The 12,892-nt window shown below is 59.1% G+C and carries 11 protein-coding genes; 9 read left to right on the forward strand and 2 right to left on the reverse strand.

Features of this window, described 5'->3' with window-relative positions:
- Nucleotides 1–94 precede the first annotated feature (94 nt).
- Nucleotides 95–1,027 carry an ABC transporter ATP-binding protein gene (locus VSQ83_RS05925; protein WP_219262530.1) on the forward strand — a complete coding sequence of 311 codons (933 nt, stop codon included), beginning with the start codon at nucleotides 95–97 and terminating at the stop codon, nucleotides 1,025–1,027.
- Entirely contained in the window at nucleotides 1,024–1,803 is a 780-nt protein-coding gene (locus VSQ83_RS05930; RefSeq protein ID WP_133075689.1) for an ABC transporter permease, read from the forward strand. Before VSQ83_RS05925 ends, VSQ83_RS05930 begins: the two co-directional genes overlap by 4 nt.
- Nucleotides 1,804–1,893: 90 nt before the next feature.
- Here the strand turns inward: VSQ83_RS05930 and VSQ83_RS05935 are convergent, their stop codons facing one another.
- The gene (locus VSQ83_RS05935; RefSeq protein ID WP_133075688.1) at nucleotides 1,894–2,409 is read right to left on the reverse strand and encodes a DUF2062 domain-containing protein; all 516 of its coding nucleotides are present in this window, start codon (nucleotides 2,407–2,409) and stop codon (nucleotides 1,894–1,896) included.
- A gap of 133 nt (nucleotides 2,410–2,542) precedes the next feature.
- On the opposite strand from VSQ83_RS05935, the gene VSQ83_RS05940 reads away from it, so the two are divergent.
- From VSQ83_RS05940 to murB, 7 genes are all read left to right on the forward strand, one after another.
- Nucleotides 2,543–4,759, forward strand: a complete 2,217-nt coding sequence (locus VSQ83_RS05940; protein ID WP_326425674.1) for a DNA internalization-related competence protein ComEC/Rec2 — start codon at nucleotides 2,543–2,545, stop codon at nucleotides 4,757–4,759.
- 83 nt (nucleotides 4,760–4,842) lie between these two features.
- Nucleotides 4,843–5,478: a MotA/TolQ/ExbB proton channel family protein gene (locus VSQ83_RS05945; protein WP_133075975.1), complete on the forward strand. Its 636-nt coding sequence runs from the start codon at nucleotides 4,843–4,845 to the stop codon at nucleotides 5,476–5,478.
- Complete coding sequence (locus VSQ83_RS05950) at nucleotides 5,475–5,903, forward strand: ExbD/TolR family protein (RefSeq protein ID WP_133075687.1); 429 nt, start codon at nucleotides 5,475–5,477, stop codon at nucleotides 5,901–5,903. Before VSQ83_RS05945 ends, VSQ83_RS05950 begins: the two co-directional genes overlap by 4 nt.
- Nucleotides 5,903–6,913, forward strand: a complete 1,011-nt coding sequence (gene lpxK, locus VSQ83_RS05955) for a tetraacyldisaccharide 4'-kinase (RefSeq protein WP_133075686.1) — start codon at nucleotides 5,903–5,905, stop codon at nucleotides 6,911–6,913. Before VSQ83_RS05950 ends, lpxK begins: the two co-directional genes overlap by 1 nt.
- A 25-nt stretch (nucleotides 6,914–6,938) precedes the next feature.
- Nucleotides 6,939–7,124, forward strand: coding sequence for a Trm112 family protein (locus VSQ83_RS05960; protein ID WP_019827923.1), 186 nt, complete (start codon nucleotides 6,939–6,941; stop codon nucleotides 7,122–7,124).
- Nucleotides 7,121–7,885 carry a 3-deoxy-manno-octulosonate cytidylyltransferase gene (gene kdsB, locus VSQ83_RS05965; RefSeq protein ID WP_326425680.1) on the forward strand — a complete coding sequence of 255 codons (765 nt, stop codon included), beginning with the start codon at nucleotides 7,121–7,123 and terminating at the stop codon, nucleotides 7,883–7,885. Before VSQ83_RS05960 ends, kdsB begins: the two co-directional genes overlap by 4 nt.
- Entirely contained in the window at nucleotides 7,882–8,901 is a 1,020-nt protein-coding gene (gene murB / locus VSQ83_RS05970; protein ID WP_133075684.1) for a UDP-N-acetylmuramate dehydrogenase, read from the forward strand. The genes kdsB and murB overlap by 4 nt, the downstream gene beginning before the upstream one ends.
- Nucleotides 8,902–8,980: 79 nt before the next feature.
- Here murB and rne read toward each other — a convergent pair whose 3' ends face one another.
- Entirely contained in the window at nucleotides 8,981–12,220 is a 3,240-nt protein-coding gene (rne, locus tag VSQ83_RS05975; RefSeq protein WP_326425683.1) for a ribonuclease E, read from the reverse strand.
- Nucleotides 12,221–12,892: the final 672 nt, after the last annotated feature.

Consider the following 12,892-nt stretch of genomic DNA (forward strand, 5'->3'; position numbering starts at 1 on the left):
GGCCAAGCACCATACGGCCTTGTCGGACTTGCCCTACAGGTAGTTCGCCCTTACTTATACCTCCCTATTTCCCCATCTTGGTGCGTAATCCGATATGAGTTCCGCTCTGTCCATACGGCAGCTAACCAAAACCTACGGCAACGGTTTCCAGGCCCTGAGTGGTATCGATCTGGATGTTGCTGAAGGTGACTTTTTTGCCTTGCTGGGCCCTAACGGCGCCGGCAAATCCACGACCATCGGCATTCTCTCGACCCTGGTAAACAAAACCAGCGGTACGGTGAATATCTTTGGCCATGACCTTGATCGCAATCCGGCAGCCCTTAAGCGCTCGATTGGCGTGGTGCCGCAGGAGTTCAATTTCAACCAGTTTGAAAAGACCTTCGATATCGTCGTGACCCAGGCGGGTTACTACGGCATTCCGGCCAAAATCGCCAAGGAACGCGCTGAAAAGTACCTGACGCAGTTGGGGCTTTGGGATAAGCGCGACACACCTTCGCGCTCGTTGTCCGGTGGCATGAAGCGCCGCCTGATGATCGCCCGGGCCTTGGTGCACGAGCCGCGCCTGTTGATTCTCGATGAGCCTACTGCTGGCGTGGATATTGAGTTGCGTCGCTCGATGTGGAGTTTTCTCACCGAGCTGAACGAGCAGGGCACGACCATCATCCTCACCACTCACTATCTGGAGGAGGCTGAGCAGTTGTGTCGCAATATCGGGATCATCGATCACGGCACCATTGTTGAAAACACCAGCATGCGCCAGTTGCTTGGGCAACTGCATGTCGAGACCTTTTTACTCGACCTGAAGCACCCATTGCAGGCGGCCCCGAAGTTGATCGGCTATCCGAGTCAATTGCTCGACGCCAGTACGCTGGAAGTACAGGTCGACAAAGCCGTGGGTATCACCGGTCTGTTCACTCAACTGGCTGCGCAAAACATCGAAGTGGTGAGCCTGCGCAACAAAACCAATCGCCTTGAGGAGTTGTTCGTGTCGCTGGTCGAGAAAAATCTGGCAAAGGTGGCGATATGAGCTCGGAGCTGCGCCCCAATCTGATCGCGTTGAATACCATCGTTTACCGCGAAGTTCGCCGCTTCATGCGGATCTGGCCGCAGACACTACTACCGCCTGCGATCACCATGGTTCTGTACTTCGTGATCTTCGGTAATCTGATCGGTCGACAAATCGGTGATATGGGTGGTTTCACCTATATGGAGTACATCGTTCCGGGCCTGATCATGATGTCAGTGATCACCAACTCCTACGGTAACGTGGTCTCAAGCTTCTTTGGTGCCAAATTCCAACGCTCGATTGAAGAGCTGATGGTGTCACCGGTATCGCCCCACACCATTTTGATCGGCTTTACCGTGGGCGGGATTTTGCGCGGTTTGATTGTGGGCTTGATCGTGACCTTGCTGTCGCTGTTCTTCACCCAACTGCAAGTCCACCACTTGGGCCTGACCATCGTCGTCGTGGTACTGACGGCGACGATCTTCTCGTTGCTGGGGTTTATCAACGCCGTATTTGCGCGCAACTTCGACGATATTTCAATTATCCCGACTTTCGTGCTGACGCCGCTGACGTACCTGGGCGGTGTGTTTTATTCGATCACACTGCTGCCGCCGTTCTGGCAGAGCGTATCGCTGGCCAACCCTGTGCTGCACATGGTCAACGCATTCCGCTACGGCATTCTTGGGGTTTCGGACATCAAGATCAGCGTGGCCCTGACCTTTATGGTCGTGGCAACCATCGTGCTGTACTTCGGCTGTGCGAAGCTGCTGGTTAGCGGTCGAGGCATGCGTCAGTAGCATCCTGCTACTGACGAGGTACGAGGCTGCGAAATGGCCGAAGGACACTTCAGTGTCAGATAATGAAAAAGGCCCCTTTCGGGGCCTTTCTTATGAGTGCTTGTTTTTGCGTCCCTTCCATTTACGGCTGACCCACCAGCGCCAATAGAGCATGGTCAGGCAGTAGGCCAGCGCCCCAAGCACCACTCCGCACACCACAGAACCCAATAGAAAGGGCTGCCATACGGTCGACAATTGGCCGCTGATCCATTCCCAGGTCAGCTCATCCGGCAGGGTGCGTGCCGGTATGTTCATCAGCCAGGCACCCGTCTTATAGGTGATGTAAAACACCGGCGGCATCGTGATCGGATTGGTCAGCCATACCAGGCCCACTGATATCGGCATATTGGCGCGCGCGTTTACCGCCAGAAAAGCTGCAAGCAGCATTTGAAACGGCATGGGGATAAAAGCTGCAAAAATCCCTACGGCCATTGCTCGGGCCACGGAGTGACGATTGAGGTGCCAGAGGTTGGGGTCATGCAGTAAGGTCCCTAAAAATCGTAAGGACTTGTGTTCCCTGATCAGGGCCGGATCTGGCATGAAACGTTTGATTAAACGCCGTGGCATGGGCCTCTCCCTAGGTCAAGGGGGCAGTATGCCCAAATTCGACAGGATGCCTATTCAGACTTTGTGACAATTTCTTAAGCGCGGGTCCCGGATAACAACTAATCCGAGTCAAAGGGATAAGTTGAGTATAGGCATGCACACAGGGATGTTTGCGTTGGCGACGGGGCTTATTGCACTGCGGTTTTTACCCGTGTTGCCGTCGCCGGGGTGGTTGCTGCTGATGTTCATGGCGGGGCTGTTGCTGCTGGCTATTCGTGCCTGGCCGGTGGGGCTTTTTGTGCTTGGGCTGACGTGGGCTTGCGTCCAGGGACAAAGGGCGCTGGATGATCGCTTGCCCGCCGCGCTCGACGGCAGGACGCTTTGGGTCGAAGGGCATGTGGTCGGATTACCGCAGCAGACTGGCAGCGTCGTACGTTTTGAATTGCAGGATGCCCGCTCGCGCCACGGCGCATTACCCACGACCATCAGGTTGAGCTGGTATGGCGGGCCGTCGGTCAAGAGTGGGGAACGCTGGCGGCTAGCGGTCAAGCTCAAGCGCCCCAAGGGTTTGCTCAATCCTCAATCGTTTGATTACCAGGCCTGGTTGCTGGCGCATCGCATCGGTGCGACGGGCGTGGTCAAGGAGGGTCAGTTACTGGCTGCGGCGAGTCATGCCTGGCGCGATGGCTTGCGTCAGCGTCTGTTGCGTATCGATGGCAATGGCCGGGAACCGTGGCTGGCGGCGCTGGTCATGGGTGACGGTTCTGGTTTGAGCCGTGATGACTGGACGCTGCTGCAGACAACCGGAACCGTGCATCTGCTGGTGATTTCGGGGCAGCACATAGGCTTGTTTGCCGGATTGATCTACGGGGTGGTCGCCTTGCTGGCGCGCTATGGCCTGTGGCCGCGCTACTTGCCGTGGCTGCCTTGGGCTTGCGGCCTGGCGTTTGCGGGGGCCACGGGATATGGCCTGCTCGCCGGTTTTGAAGTACCGGTGCAGCGCGCGTGCGTGATGCTGGGGCTGGTGCTGATCTGGCGCTTGCGGTTTCGTCATCTGGGGGTGTGGTTGCCATTCCTGCTGGCGCTCAATGCGGTGCTGATTGTGGAGCCACTGGCGAGTTTGATGCCGGGGTTCTGGTTGTCGTTCAGCGCCGTGGCGGTACTGATTTTCACCTTCGGCGGTCGTCTTGGGGCCTGGGGGTGGAGGGCCGCGTGGCTGCGCCCCCACGGGCTGATCGCCCTGGGTTTGTTCCCGATGATGTGGATTCTCGGACTGCCCATCAGCCTGACGGGGCCGCTGGCCAATCTGGTTGCCGTGCCCTGGATCAGCCTTTTGGTGTTGCCGACGGCATTGCTGGGAACGCTGCTGCTGCCTGTGCCCTGGCTTGGGGAAAGCCTGCTGTGGCTGTCGGGTGGTTTGCTCGATCTGTTGATCAAGGGGCTGGCCCTGCTGGCCGATGTTTTCCCGCCCTGGCTGCCCCCGGTCGTGCCGATTTACATATGGCTGTTGAGCGCGCTTGGGGCGCTGATCCTGCTGCTGCCAGCCGGGATGGTGCTCAGACCGCTGGGGTGGCCACTGGTACTGCTGGCTGTCTTTGTGCCCCGCGAACAGGTCCCCCACGGCGAGGTTGAGGTGCTACAGCTGGATGTCGGGCAGGGGCTGGCGATTGTCTTGCGCACCCGTAACCACACGCTTTTGTATGACGCAGGCCCCAAGGTCCGGGATTTTGATCAGGGTGAACGAGTAGTGGTGCCTGTACTGCGTTCATTGGGGGTAGGCGAGCTGGATGTCATGCTGCTGAGCCACGCCGACTCGGATCATGCGGGCGGTGCGTTGGCGGTTCAGCGGGCAATCCGCGTTGCACGGGTGTTTGGTGGCGATGTGGCGGGGTTGCCAGAACCGTTGCGGGCGCAGCCGTGTACGAGCGGGGAGGGTTGGGAGTGGGACGGCGTGAAATTCTCACTCTGGCAGTGGCCGGGGGCGAGCAATAGCAATCAGAAGTCCTGCGTACTGCAGGTGCAAGCACGGGACGAACGGCTACTGTTGACGGGGGATATTGATACCCATGCCGAGCGGGCATTGCTGCAAAGTCCGCTGGCCGTTCCTGTCCGCTGGTTGCAATCGCCCCATCACGGCAGCAAGACGTCGTCGTCGATGGCTTTTCTCAAGGCACTGGCGCCTGAAAACGTGCTGATTTCCCGTGGGCACGGTAATAATTTTGGTCACCCGCATCCGCAGGTCATGTCGCGTTATCAAGCCTTGGGGGTGCAGGTGTGGGATAGCGCGGAGCAAGGGGCTGTGTGGTTTCGTTTGGGGGCGTCGGCACAGGTTAAGAGCATGGGTGGCCAGCGTCGGTTCTGGCGCGATTGATAGTGCTTGCGCAGGCGTTGGCCCCACAAGGTTAAGGGCAATCCTGTGGTAGAGTGGCGCACTTTTTCGAGGGGATTGTCACTGTGTGGGAACTGGTCAAATCAGGTGGCTGGATGATGCTGCCGATCATTCTGAGCTCTGTTGCCGCGCTGGGCATTATTGTCGAGCGTCTGTGGACCCTGCGTGCCAGTCGCGTAACCCCGGAACATTTGCTCGGGCAGGTCTGGGTCTGGATCAAAGACAAGCAGATGGACAAGGAAAAACTCAAATTGCTGCGCGCCGACTCGCCGCTGGGTGAGATCCTGGCCGCGGGCCTGGCCAACTCCAGGCATGGTCGCGAGATCATGAAAGAGTGCATCGAAGAGGCCGCTGCACGGGTGATTCACGAGCTAGAGCGGTATCTCAATGCGCTGGGTACGATTGCGGCAATGGCCCCGTTGCTGGGCCTGCTGGGTACCGTACTGGGCATGATCGATATTTTCAGCGCCTTCATGGGGACGGGCATGACGACCAATGCTGCCGTGCTTGCAGGCGGTATTTCCAAAGCACTGATCACTACCGCCGCCGGTCTGATGGTGGGTATTCCGGCAGTCTTCTTCCATCGCTTCCTGCAACGTCGTGTCGACGAGCTGGTGGTCGGGATGGAGCAGGAAGCGATCAAGCTGGTTGAGGTGATACAAGGCGACCGTGAAGTCGATATGGTCGGGAGCAAAGCGTGAAATTTCGCCGCAAGCCTCGGGAAACGGTTGATATCAACCTCGCGTCATTGATTGACGTGGTGTTTATCCTGCTGCTGTTTTTTGTCGTGACCACGACCTTTACCCGCGAAACCCAGTTGCGCGTTGATCTGCCAGAGGCTGCCAGCGGTTCGCCCAGCGAGGATCAAGGCGCCAGGCAACTGGACATCGCCATCAGCGCGGACGGAGTGTTTTCGGTGAACAACCAGTTGTTGCCGAAGAATGATCTGGCGAGCCTGATGGAGGCTCTGCAGAAAGAGTCTGGCGGCGATACCCGCTTGCCGCTGTCGATCAGCGCCGATGGCAAAACCCAACACCAGGCGGTCATCACCGCAATGGATGCGGCCGGGAAACTCGGTTTCAGCCATTTGCGCATGACGACTGTCGAGGCGCAGGCGGCGCCCTGATGGCCATGTCCGATCGCTTGTTGCGCGCCTGGTATGCCGGGCATCCGCTGCTGACCCTTTTGCGCCCGGTGGAGTGCCTTTACCGTCGAGTGGTTGAGCGCAAGCGGGCGCGTTTTGTGGCAGGGGAAGGCGAGATTTATCGTGCGCCGGTACCGTTGATTGTCGTGGGGAACATCACCGTGGGCGGTACCGGCAAAACGCCTTTGATCCTGTGGCTGATTGCGCATTGCCAGCAGCATGGCCTGCGGGTCGGCGTGGTCAGTCGTGGCTATGGCGCTTCCCCCCCTCAATTTCCGTGGCGCGTGAACGCTGATCAAAGTGCCGCGCAGGCGGGGGATGAGCCTTTGCTGATTGTGCAGCGCACCGGCGTACCCTTGATGATCGATCCGGATCGCAGTCGTGCGGTCAGGGCCCTGCTGGCCAGCGAGCAGCTGGACCTGATTCTGTCCGATGACGGCATGCAGCATTACCGCCTGGCCCGGGATCTTGAGCTGGTCCTGATCGACAATGCCAGAGGCCTGGGTAACGGTCGCTGCCTGCCTGCCGGGCCGCTGCGTGAGCCGGCTGAACGGCTGCAGAGCGTCGACGCGGTGCTGTATAACGGCGCTGCCAGCGACCCTCAGGGCGGTTTTGCCTTTCAGTTGCAGCCCACTGCGTTGGTCAATTTGATCAGCGGTGAGCGTCAGGCGCTGGACTATTTTCCTGCTGAACAAGCGCTGCATGCGGTCGCCGGGATCGGCAATCCGCAGCGTTTCTTCACGACCCTTGAAACGCTACACTGGCGACCAATTGCCCATGCTTTTGCCGATCACGCGCCCTACAGCGCCGAGGTGCTGAATTTTACGCCGCCCTTACCCGTGGTCATGACTGAAAAGGATGCGGTGAAGTGCCGTGACTTTGCGTCACCCGACTGGTGGTATCTGGCCGTTGACGCAGTACCCTCAGAGGCCTTTGTCCTGTGGTTTGATCAACAGTTGCTGGGTCTTTTGCCCGATCGTCTTTTGACTTGATCCATCTTTATCCAGGGGAACCCTAATGGACACCAAATTGCTCGATATCCTTGCTTGCCCTGTTTGCAAAGGCCCGCTCAAGCTCAGCGCCGACAAGACCGAGCTGATCAGCAAGGGCGCAGGTCTGGCCTACCCGATCCGCGATGGCATTCCAGTGATGCTGGAAACCGAAGCCCGTACCCTTTCTGCTGATGAGCGTCTGGATAAATGATTCCGGTTTTTACAGTCGTTATTCCGTCGCGCTTTGCCTCAACCCGTTTGCCAGGCAAGCCGCTGCAAATGATTGCCGGCAAGCCAATGGTCCAGCACGTCTGGGAGCAGGCCTGTAAAAGCAGCGCGCAGCGTGTGGTGGTTGCCACTGACGATGCGCGTATTGTCGACGCCTGCAAGGCGTTCGGCGCCGAGGTGCTGTTGACCCGTGCCGACCACGAGTCAGGCACCGACCGTCTGGCCGAAGTTGCCACGCAACTGGGTTTGGCCAGTGACGCCATCGTGGTCAATGTTCAGGGCGACGAACCCATGATCCCGCCACAGGTGATCGATCAGGTTGCCGTCAACCTGGCCGCCCACAGTGAGGCGAGCATGGCGACCCTGGCCGAGGCGATCGATGATGTCGAGACGCTGTTCAATTCCAATGTGGTCAAGGTCGTCAGTGACATCAACGGGCTGGCGCTGACATTCAGCCGGGCCACGTTGCCGTGGGCGCGGGATGACTTCGCCCTGCACCCTGACACCTTGCCGGCGGGCGTACCTTATCGCCGCCACATTGGCATCTACGCCTATCGTGCAGGCTTCCTGCATGACTTCGTGAGCTGGGGCCCTTGCTGGCTCGAAAATACCGAGCGCCTTGAGCAGCTTCGGGCGCTGTGGCATGGCGTGCGCATTCACGTGGCTGATGTGCTTGAAGCTCCGCCAGCCGGCGTTGATACCGTTGAAGACCTTGAACGCGTTCGGCGTTTGCTGGAGTCATGAGTTTGGACGTGCAGGTCAATGCGTCGCTTAAACCGTTCAACAGCTTTGGCGTTGATGTTAAGGCCAGCCTGTTTGCGCAAGCCCACAGCGATGCCGATGTGCGTGAGGCGTTACTGTGCGCGGTTGAGCACCAGTTGCCGTTGCTGGTCATTGGTGGCGGCAGTAATTTGCTGCTGACCGGTGATGTTTCAGCGCTGGTTTTGCGCATGGCCAGTCGCGGCATCCGTTTGCTGGCGGATGACGGCGACCGGGTTGTTGTCGAGGCCGAGGCGGGGGAGGTATGGCATGCCTTTGTGCTGTGGACTCTGGAACAGGGTTTGTCGGGGCTTGAAAACCTCAGCCTGATCCCCGGCACCGTTGGGGCTGCCCCGATGCAGAATATTGGCGCCTACGGCGTCGAGATCAAGGATGTCTTCGCCGGGCTTACGGCCCTTGATCGACAGACTGGCGAGTTGCGTGAATTCAGCCTTGCAGAGTGCAACTTCGCCTACCGCGACAGTCTCTTCAAGCAGCAGGCCGGGCGTTGGTTGATTCTGCGGGTGCGGTTTGCCCTGAGTCGTGCCACACGTCTGCATCTGGAATACGGCCCTGTACGTCAACGTCTTACCGAGCAGGGCATTGATCAGCCGACGGCCAGCGACGTCAGTCGGGCGATCAGCAGTATTCGCAGCGAAAAGCTGCCAGACCCGGCGGTGCTGGGCAATGCCGGCAGTTTTTTCAAAAACCCGTTGGTATCGGCTGTCCAGGCTGATGAGTTGCGCCTGGCTCACCCGGGGTTAATTGGCTATCCGCAAGCGGATGGCCAGGTAAAGCTGGCGGCAGGCTGGTTGATTGAAGCGGCGGGCTGGAAAGGCTTCCGGGAAGCCGACGCAGGCGTGCACCGTTTGCAGTCGCTGGTGCTGGTCAATCATGGTTCGGCCACCGGCCTGGAGTTACTGGCACTGGCGCAGCGCATTCAGGCCGATATCCTGCAACGCTTTGCCGTGGAGCTGGAGATGGAACCCAACGTTTACTGACGTATCAACCGGTTATCTAACTCCATAAAAAAAGCCCCGCCAGTTCAGAACTGGCGGGGCTTTTTAGTGGCCTTTGGAATTAGGCGAGAGGTTTAGACTCGTGTTCCTGTTCCTGGGCTACGGCTTCGCTTGCAGGTGCATGAGCTGCTGCAGCGGCGGCTGCAGCAGCCTCTTCACGCTTGCGACGACGGACTTCGCGCGGGTCGTTAGGAGCACGACCGTTGCTTGGAGCGCTGACAACCGGAGCTGCAATCACGACTTCAACCACTTCAGACGCCACAACAACTTCAGCTTCAACTGGAGCCGGCTGTGCGGTGACTACGGTCTCGACTACGGCTTCAACCGCTACCACTTCAGGGGTGGCTGGTTCTGCTGCAGGCGCTGCTTGAACAACGGCAGGCTCGGCAACTGGCTCGCGAACAACGCGGACTTCCTTGGCAGGCTCCGGTGCTTTTTCGAAAGCAGGTGCTTCGACTGCTGGCGTCTCAACGACCGGGGTTTGCGCCACGACTTCGACTACAGGCTCTGGAGCCGCTACAACTGGCTCGGCAACAGCCTGGACTTCAGGGTGTGCTTCTTGAGCCGGTGCAACTTCAACTTCCGGTGCCTTGATCGCTTCGATCGGCGTTACGGCTTCGACAACCGGTGCTTCTGCAACTGGAGTTTCAATAACGGTTGCTTCTACAGCGGCGGTGGCTTCAACCACTGGAGCTGGAGCGGCAGGTGCTTCTGCGGCAGCCACTTCCTGCGCAGCTTCAACGGCAACCACGGTTTCAGCCGGGGCCGATTCCTGGGTTGCTTCAGTCGCACGCTCTGCCTGTTCGTGAGCCTGGGCTTCAGCGGGGGCGCTGATTACCGAGCTGGCAACGGCTTCTGTCACGGCCAGGCCGGCAGCGATTTCAAGGGTGGTAGCAGGAGCGTTTTGGGCGTTGCCTTCTTCGCTGTTCTCTTCCGAGCCTTCAATCACGTTGCCGTTTGCATCACGCTGACGTTCACGACGGTTGCTGCGACGACGCTGACCACGGGAGCGGCGACGTGGACGATCGCCTTCGGCATTGTCCTGTGTCTCGTCCTGGGATTGCTCTTCGCTGGACAGCACTTCTTCGTCTTCAGCAGCAGCCACAACTTGCTCTTCACGTGGAGCGCGTTCTTCGCGAGGGGCGCGAGGCTGGCGTTCTTCACGAGGCGGGCGGGCCGGGCGTTCTTCGGCTACGACTGCAGCTGCGGCGCCGGCAACGACAGCAGGCGCTGCGTCCAGAGGCTCACGCAGTTCGCGTACGCGCTCTTCACGGCCTTCGCCACGAGGTTTGCGGTCTTCACGCGGTGCGCGTGGGGCGCGCTCTTCACGAGGTGGACGCGGTGCGCGCTCTTCGCGAGGTGCTTGAGCAACAACCGGAGTTTCTTCGCGGGATGTACGTTCTTCACGTGGTTCGCGAGCAGCACGCTCTTCACGTGGTGCGCGCTCTTCGCGTGGCTTGCGTTCTTCGTCACGACGACCGTTGCGGTTACGGCTTTGCTGGCGGCCGTTGCGACGCTCTTCGTTGCGTGCAGGGCGCTCAGGGGTGGCTGGCTTCTCTACCACGGTCGGAGCAACAGGCTCTTCCTTGGAGGCGAACAGGCTCACCAACGACTTGACCAGGCCTTTGAACAGGCTTGGCTCGGAGATGGTTGCCGCGGGTGCAGGTGCGGCCGGGGCAGCGACGACTTCGGCAGGAACCGGAGCCGAGGTGCGTGGCGGTGCAGTTTTAACCGCGGCTTCCTGGCGAACCAGAGTGCGGGTAGCTGCAGCAGGCTGGACTTCTTCCACTTCAGCGGCAGCGGCAGCAATTTCATAGCTGGACTGGTTGGTGTGGGCTTCCGGGCTGTCATCACGCAGGCGCTGAACTTCGAAGTGCGGCGTTTCGAGGTGGTCGTTCGGCAGGATGACGATGCGGGCACGGGTACGCAGTTCGATCTTGGTGATCGAGTTGCGTTTTTCGTTGAGCAGGAATGCAGCAACCGGGATTGGCACCTGGGCGCGTACTTCGGCAGTACGGTCTTTCAGGGCTTCTTCTTCGATCAGGCGCAGGATGGCCAGCGACAGCGACTCAACGTCACGGATGATGCCGGTGCCGTTGCAGCGTGGGCAGACGATGCCGCTGCTTTCGCCCAGGGATGGACGCAGGCGCTGACGGGACATTTCCAGCAGGCCGAAGCGCGAGATACGGCCGACTTGTACGCGGGCACGGTCTGCTTCCAGGCATTCGCGGACTTTTTCTTCCACTGCGCGCTGGTTTTTGGCTGGGGTCATGTCGATGAAGTCGATGACGATCAGGCCGCCGATGTCGCGCAAGCGCAACTGACGGGCGATTTCTTCAGCCGCTTCAAGGTTGGTTTGCAGCGCGGTTTCTTCGATATCGCTACCTTTGGTGGCGCGGGCCGAGTTGATGTCGATGGACACCAGGGCTTCGGTCGGGTCGATAACGATGGAACCGCCGGAAGGCAGTTCAACGACACGCTGGAAGGCGGTCTCGATCTGACTTTCGATCTGGAAACGATTGAACAGCGGAACGCTGTCTTCGTAGAGTTTGATTTTGCTGGCGTACTGCGGCATCACCTGGCGAATGAAGGTCAGGGCTTCGTCCTGGGCTTCAACGCTGTCGATCAGTACTTCGCCGATGTCCTGGCGCAGGTAATCACGGATGGCGCGGATGATCACGTTGCTTTCCTGGTAGATCAGGAATGGCGCGGAGCGATCCAGCGAGGCTTCTTTAATGGCTGTCCACAGTTGCAGCAGGTAGTCGAGGTCCCACTGCATCTCTTCGCTGCTGCGGCCCAGGCCGGCAGTGCGTACGATCAGACCCATGTCGGCAGGGGCAATCAGGCCGTTAAGCGCTTCACGCAGTTCGTTGCGCTCTTCGCCTTCAATGCGACGGGAGATACCACCGGCACGCGGGTTGTTCGGCATCAGAACCAGGTAACGGCCGGCGAGGCTGATGAAGGTGGTCAGGGCTGCGCCCTTGTTGCCACGTTCTTCTTTCTCGACCTGCACGATAACTTCCTGGCCTTCGCTCAGGACGTCCTTGATGTTTACGCGGCCTTCGGGAGCCTTCTTGAAGTACTCGCGGGAGATTTCCTTGAGGGGCAGGAAGCCGTGGCGCTCGGAGCCGAAATCGACAAAGGCAGCCTCAAGGCTTGGTTCGATGCGAGTAATACGGCCTTTGTAGATGTTGGCTTTCTTCTGCTCGCGTGCACCCGACTCGATGTCCAGGTCGTAGAGGCGTTGGCCATCTACCAGTGCAACGCGCAACTCTTCAGGTTGAGTTGCGTTAATCAGCATTCTTTTCATGTTGTACCGTCGGTTTCCGGGCTACCGGAAACGGCGTTCGGCACACACGACTTCTCATGGTCGGTGTCAGGTGCGTCAGGAGTTGTTGGCCACTCCTGTGTACAGCGAGGTTCGAACCTTGGGGTCGAAGTCGCGACTTACGCTTCCTGCTTGCTGTGGTGCTAAAGCACCTCTTAAGCAAAAGTCTGGTCAGGAGGAGGAATCAACCGGCGGCTGTGGACGAGATGAAGCGTCTTGATAAAGCCTATTGCTACACAGTCCGGCGGTTGTGCGTCTCCACCCTACACGTATCCCTGATAATTCGGGTGCTGCCGCGCGCAGAATCCGCAGCGGGTTGGCATTTACCGTGTTCTCCAAAAGGGGAGTTCACGCATCATGGCTAATAAAGGCAATGTTTCTGAAGCTTTCGCCCGAAATTCCCGAAGCTGACTGCACTTTGTGAACTGGCCGTGAATATCGGCGTAGAAGGGGAGTTTGCACTCTGCTTTCCAGGCTCGCTTCAGGCCTCATGTCACCTGCGCTTGTTACAACTCCAGGTCTTGCGTGTGTAGCGAAAGCCCCGTGGGACGGCCTCGCGTCCTTGTTAAGAGCGTTGGTCAGGGCCGGTGATACACCGTTAATCCTCTGTCCAGGCCGCTTTTGGCGGCGTTCGCGACTATAGCA

The organism is Pseudomonas sp. DSV-1 (assembly GCF_035830915.1).
Classification (GTDB): Bacteria; Pseudomonadota; Gammaproteobacteria; order Pseudomonadales; family Pseudomonadaceae; genus Aquipseudomonas.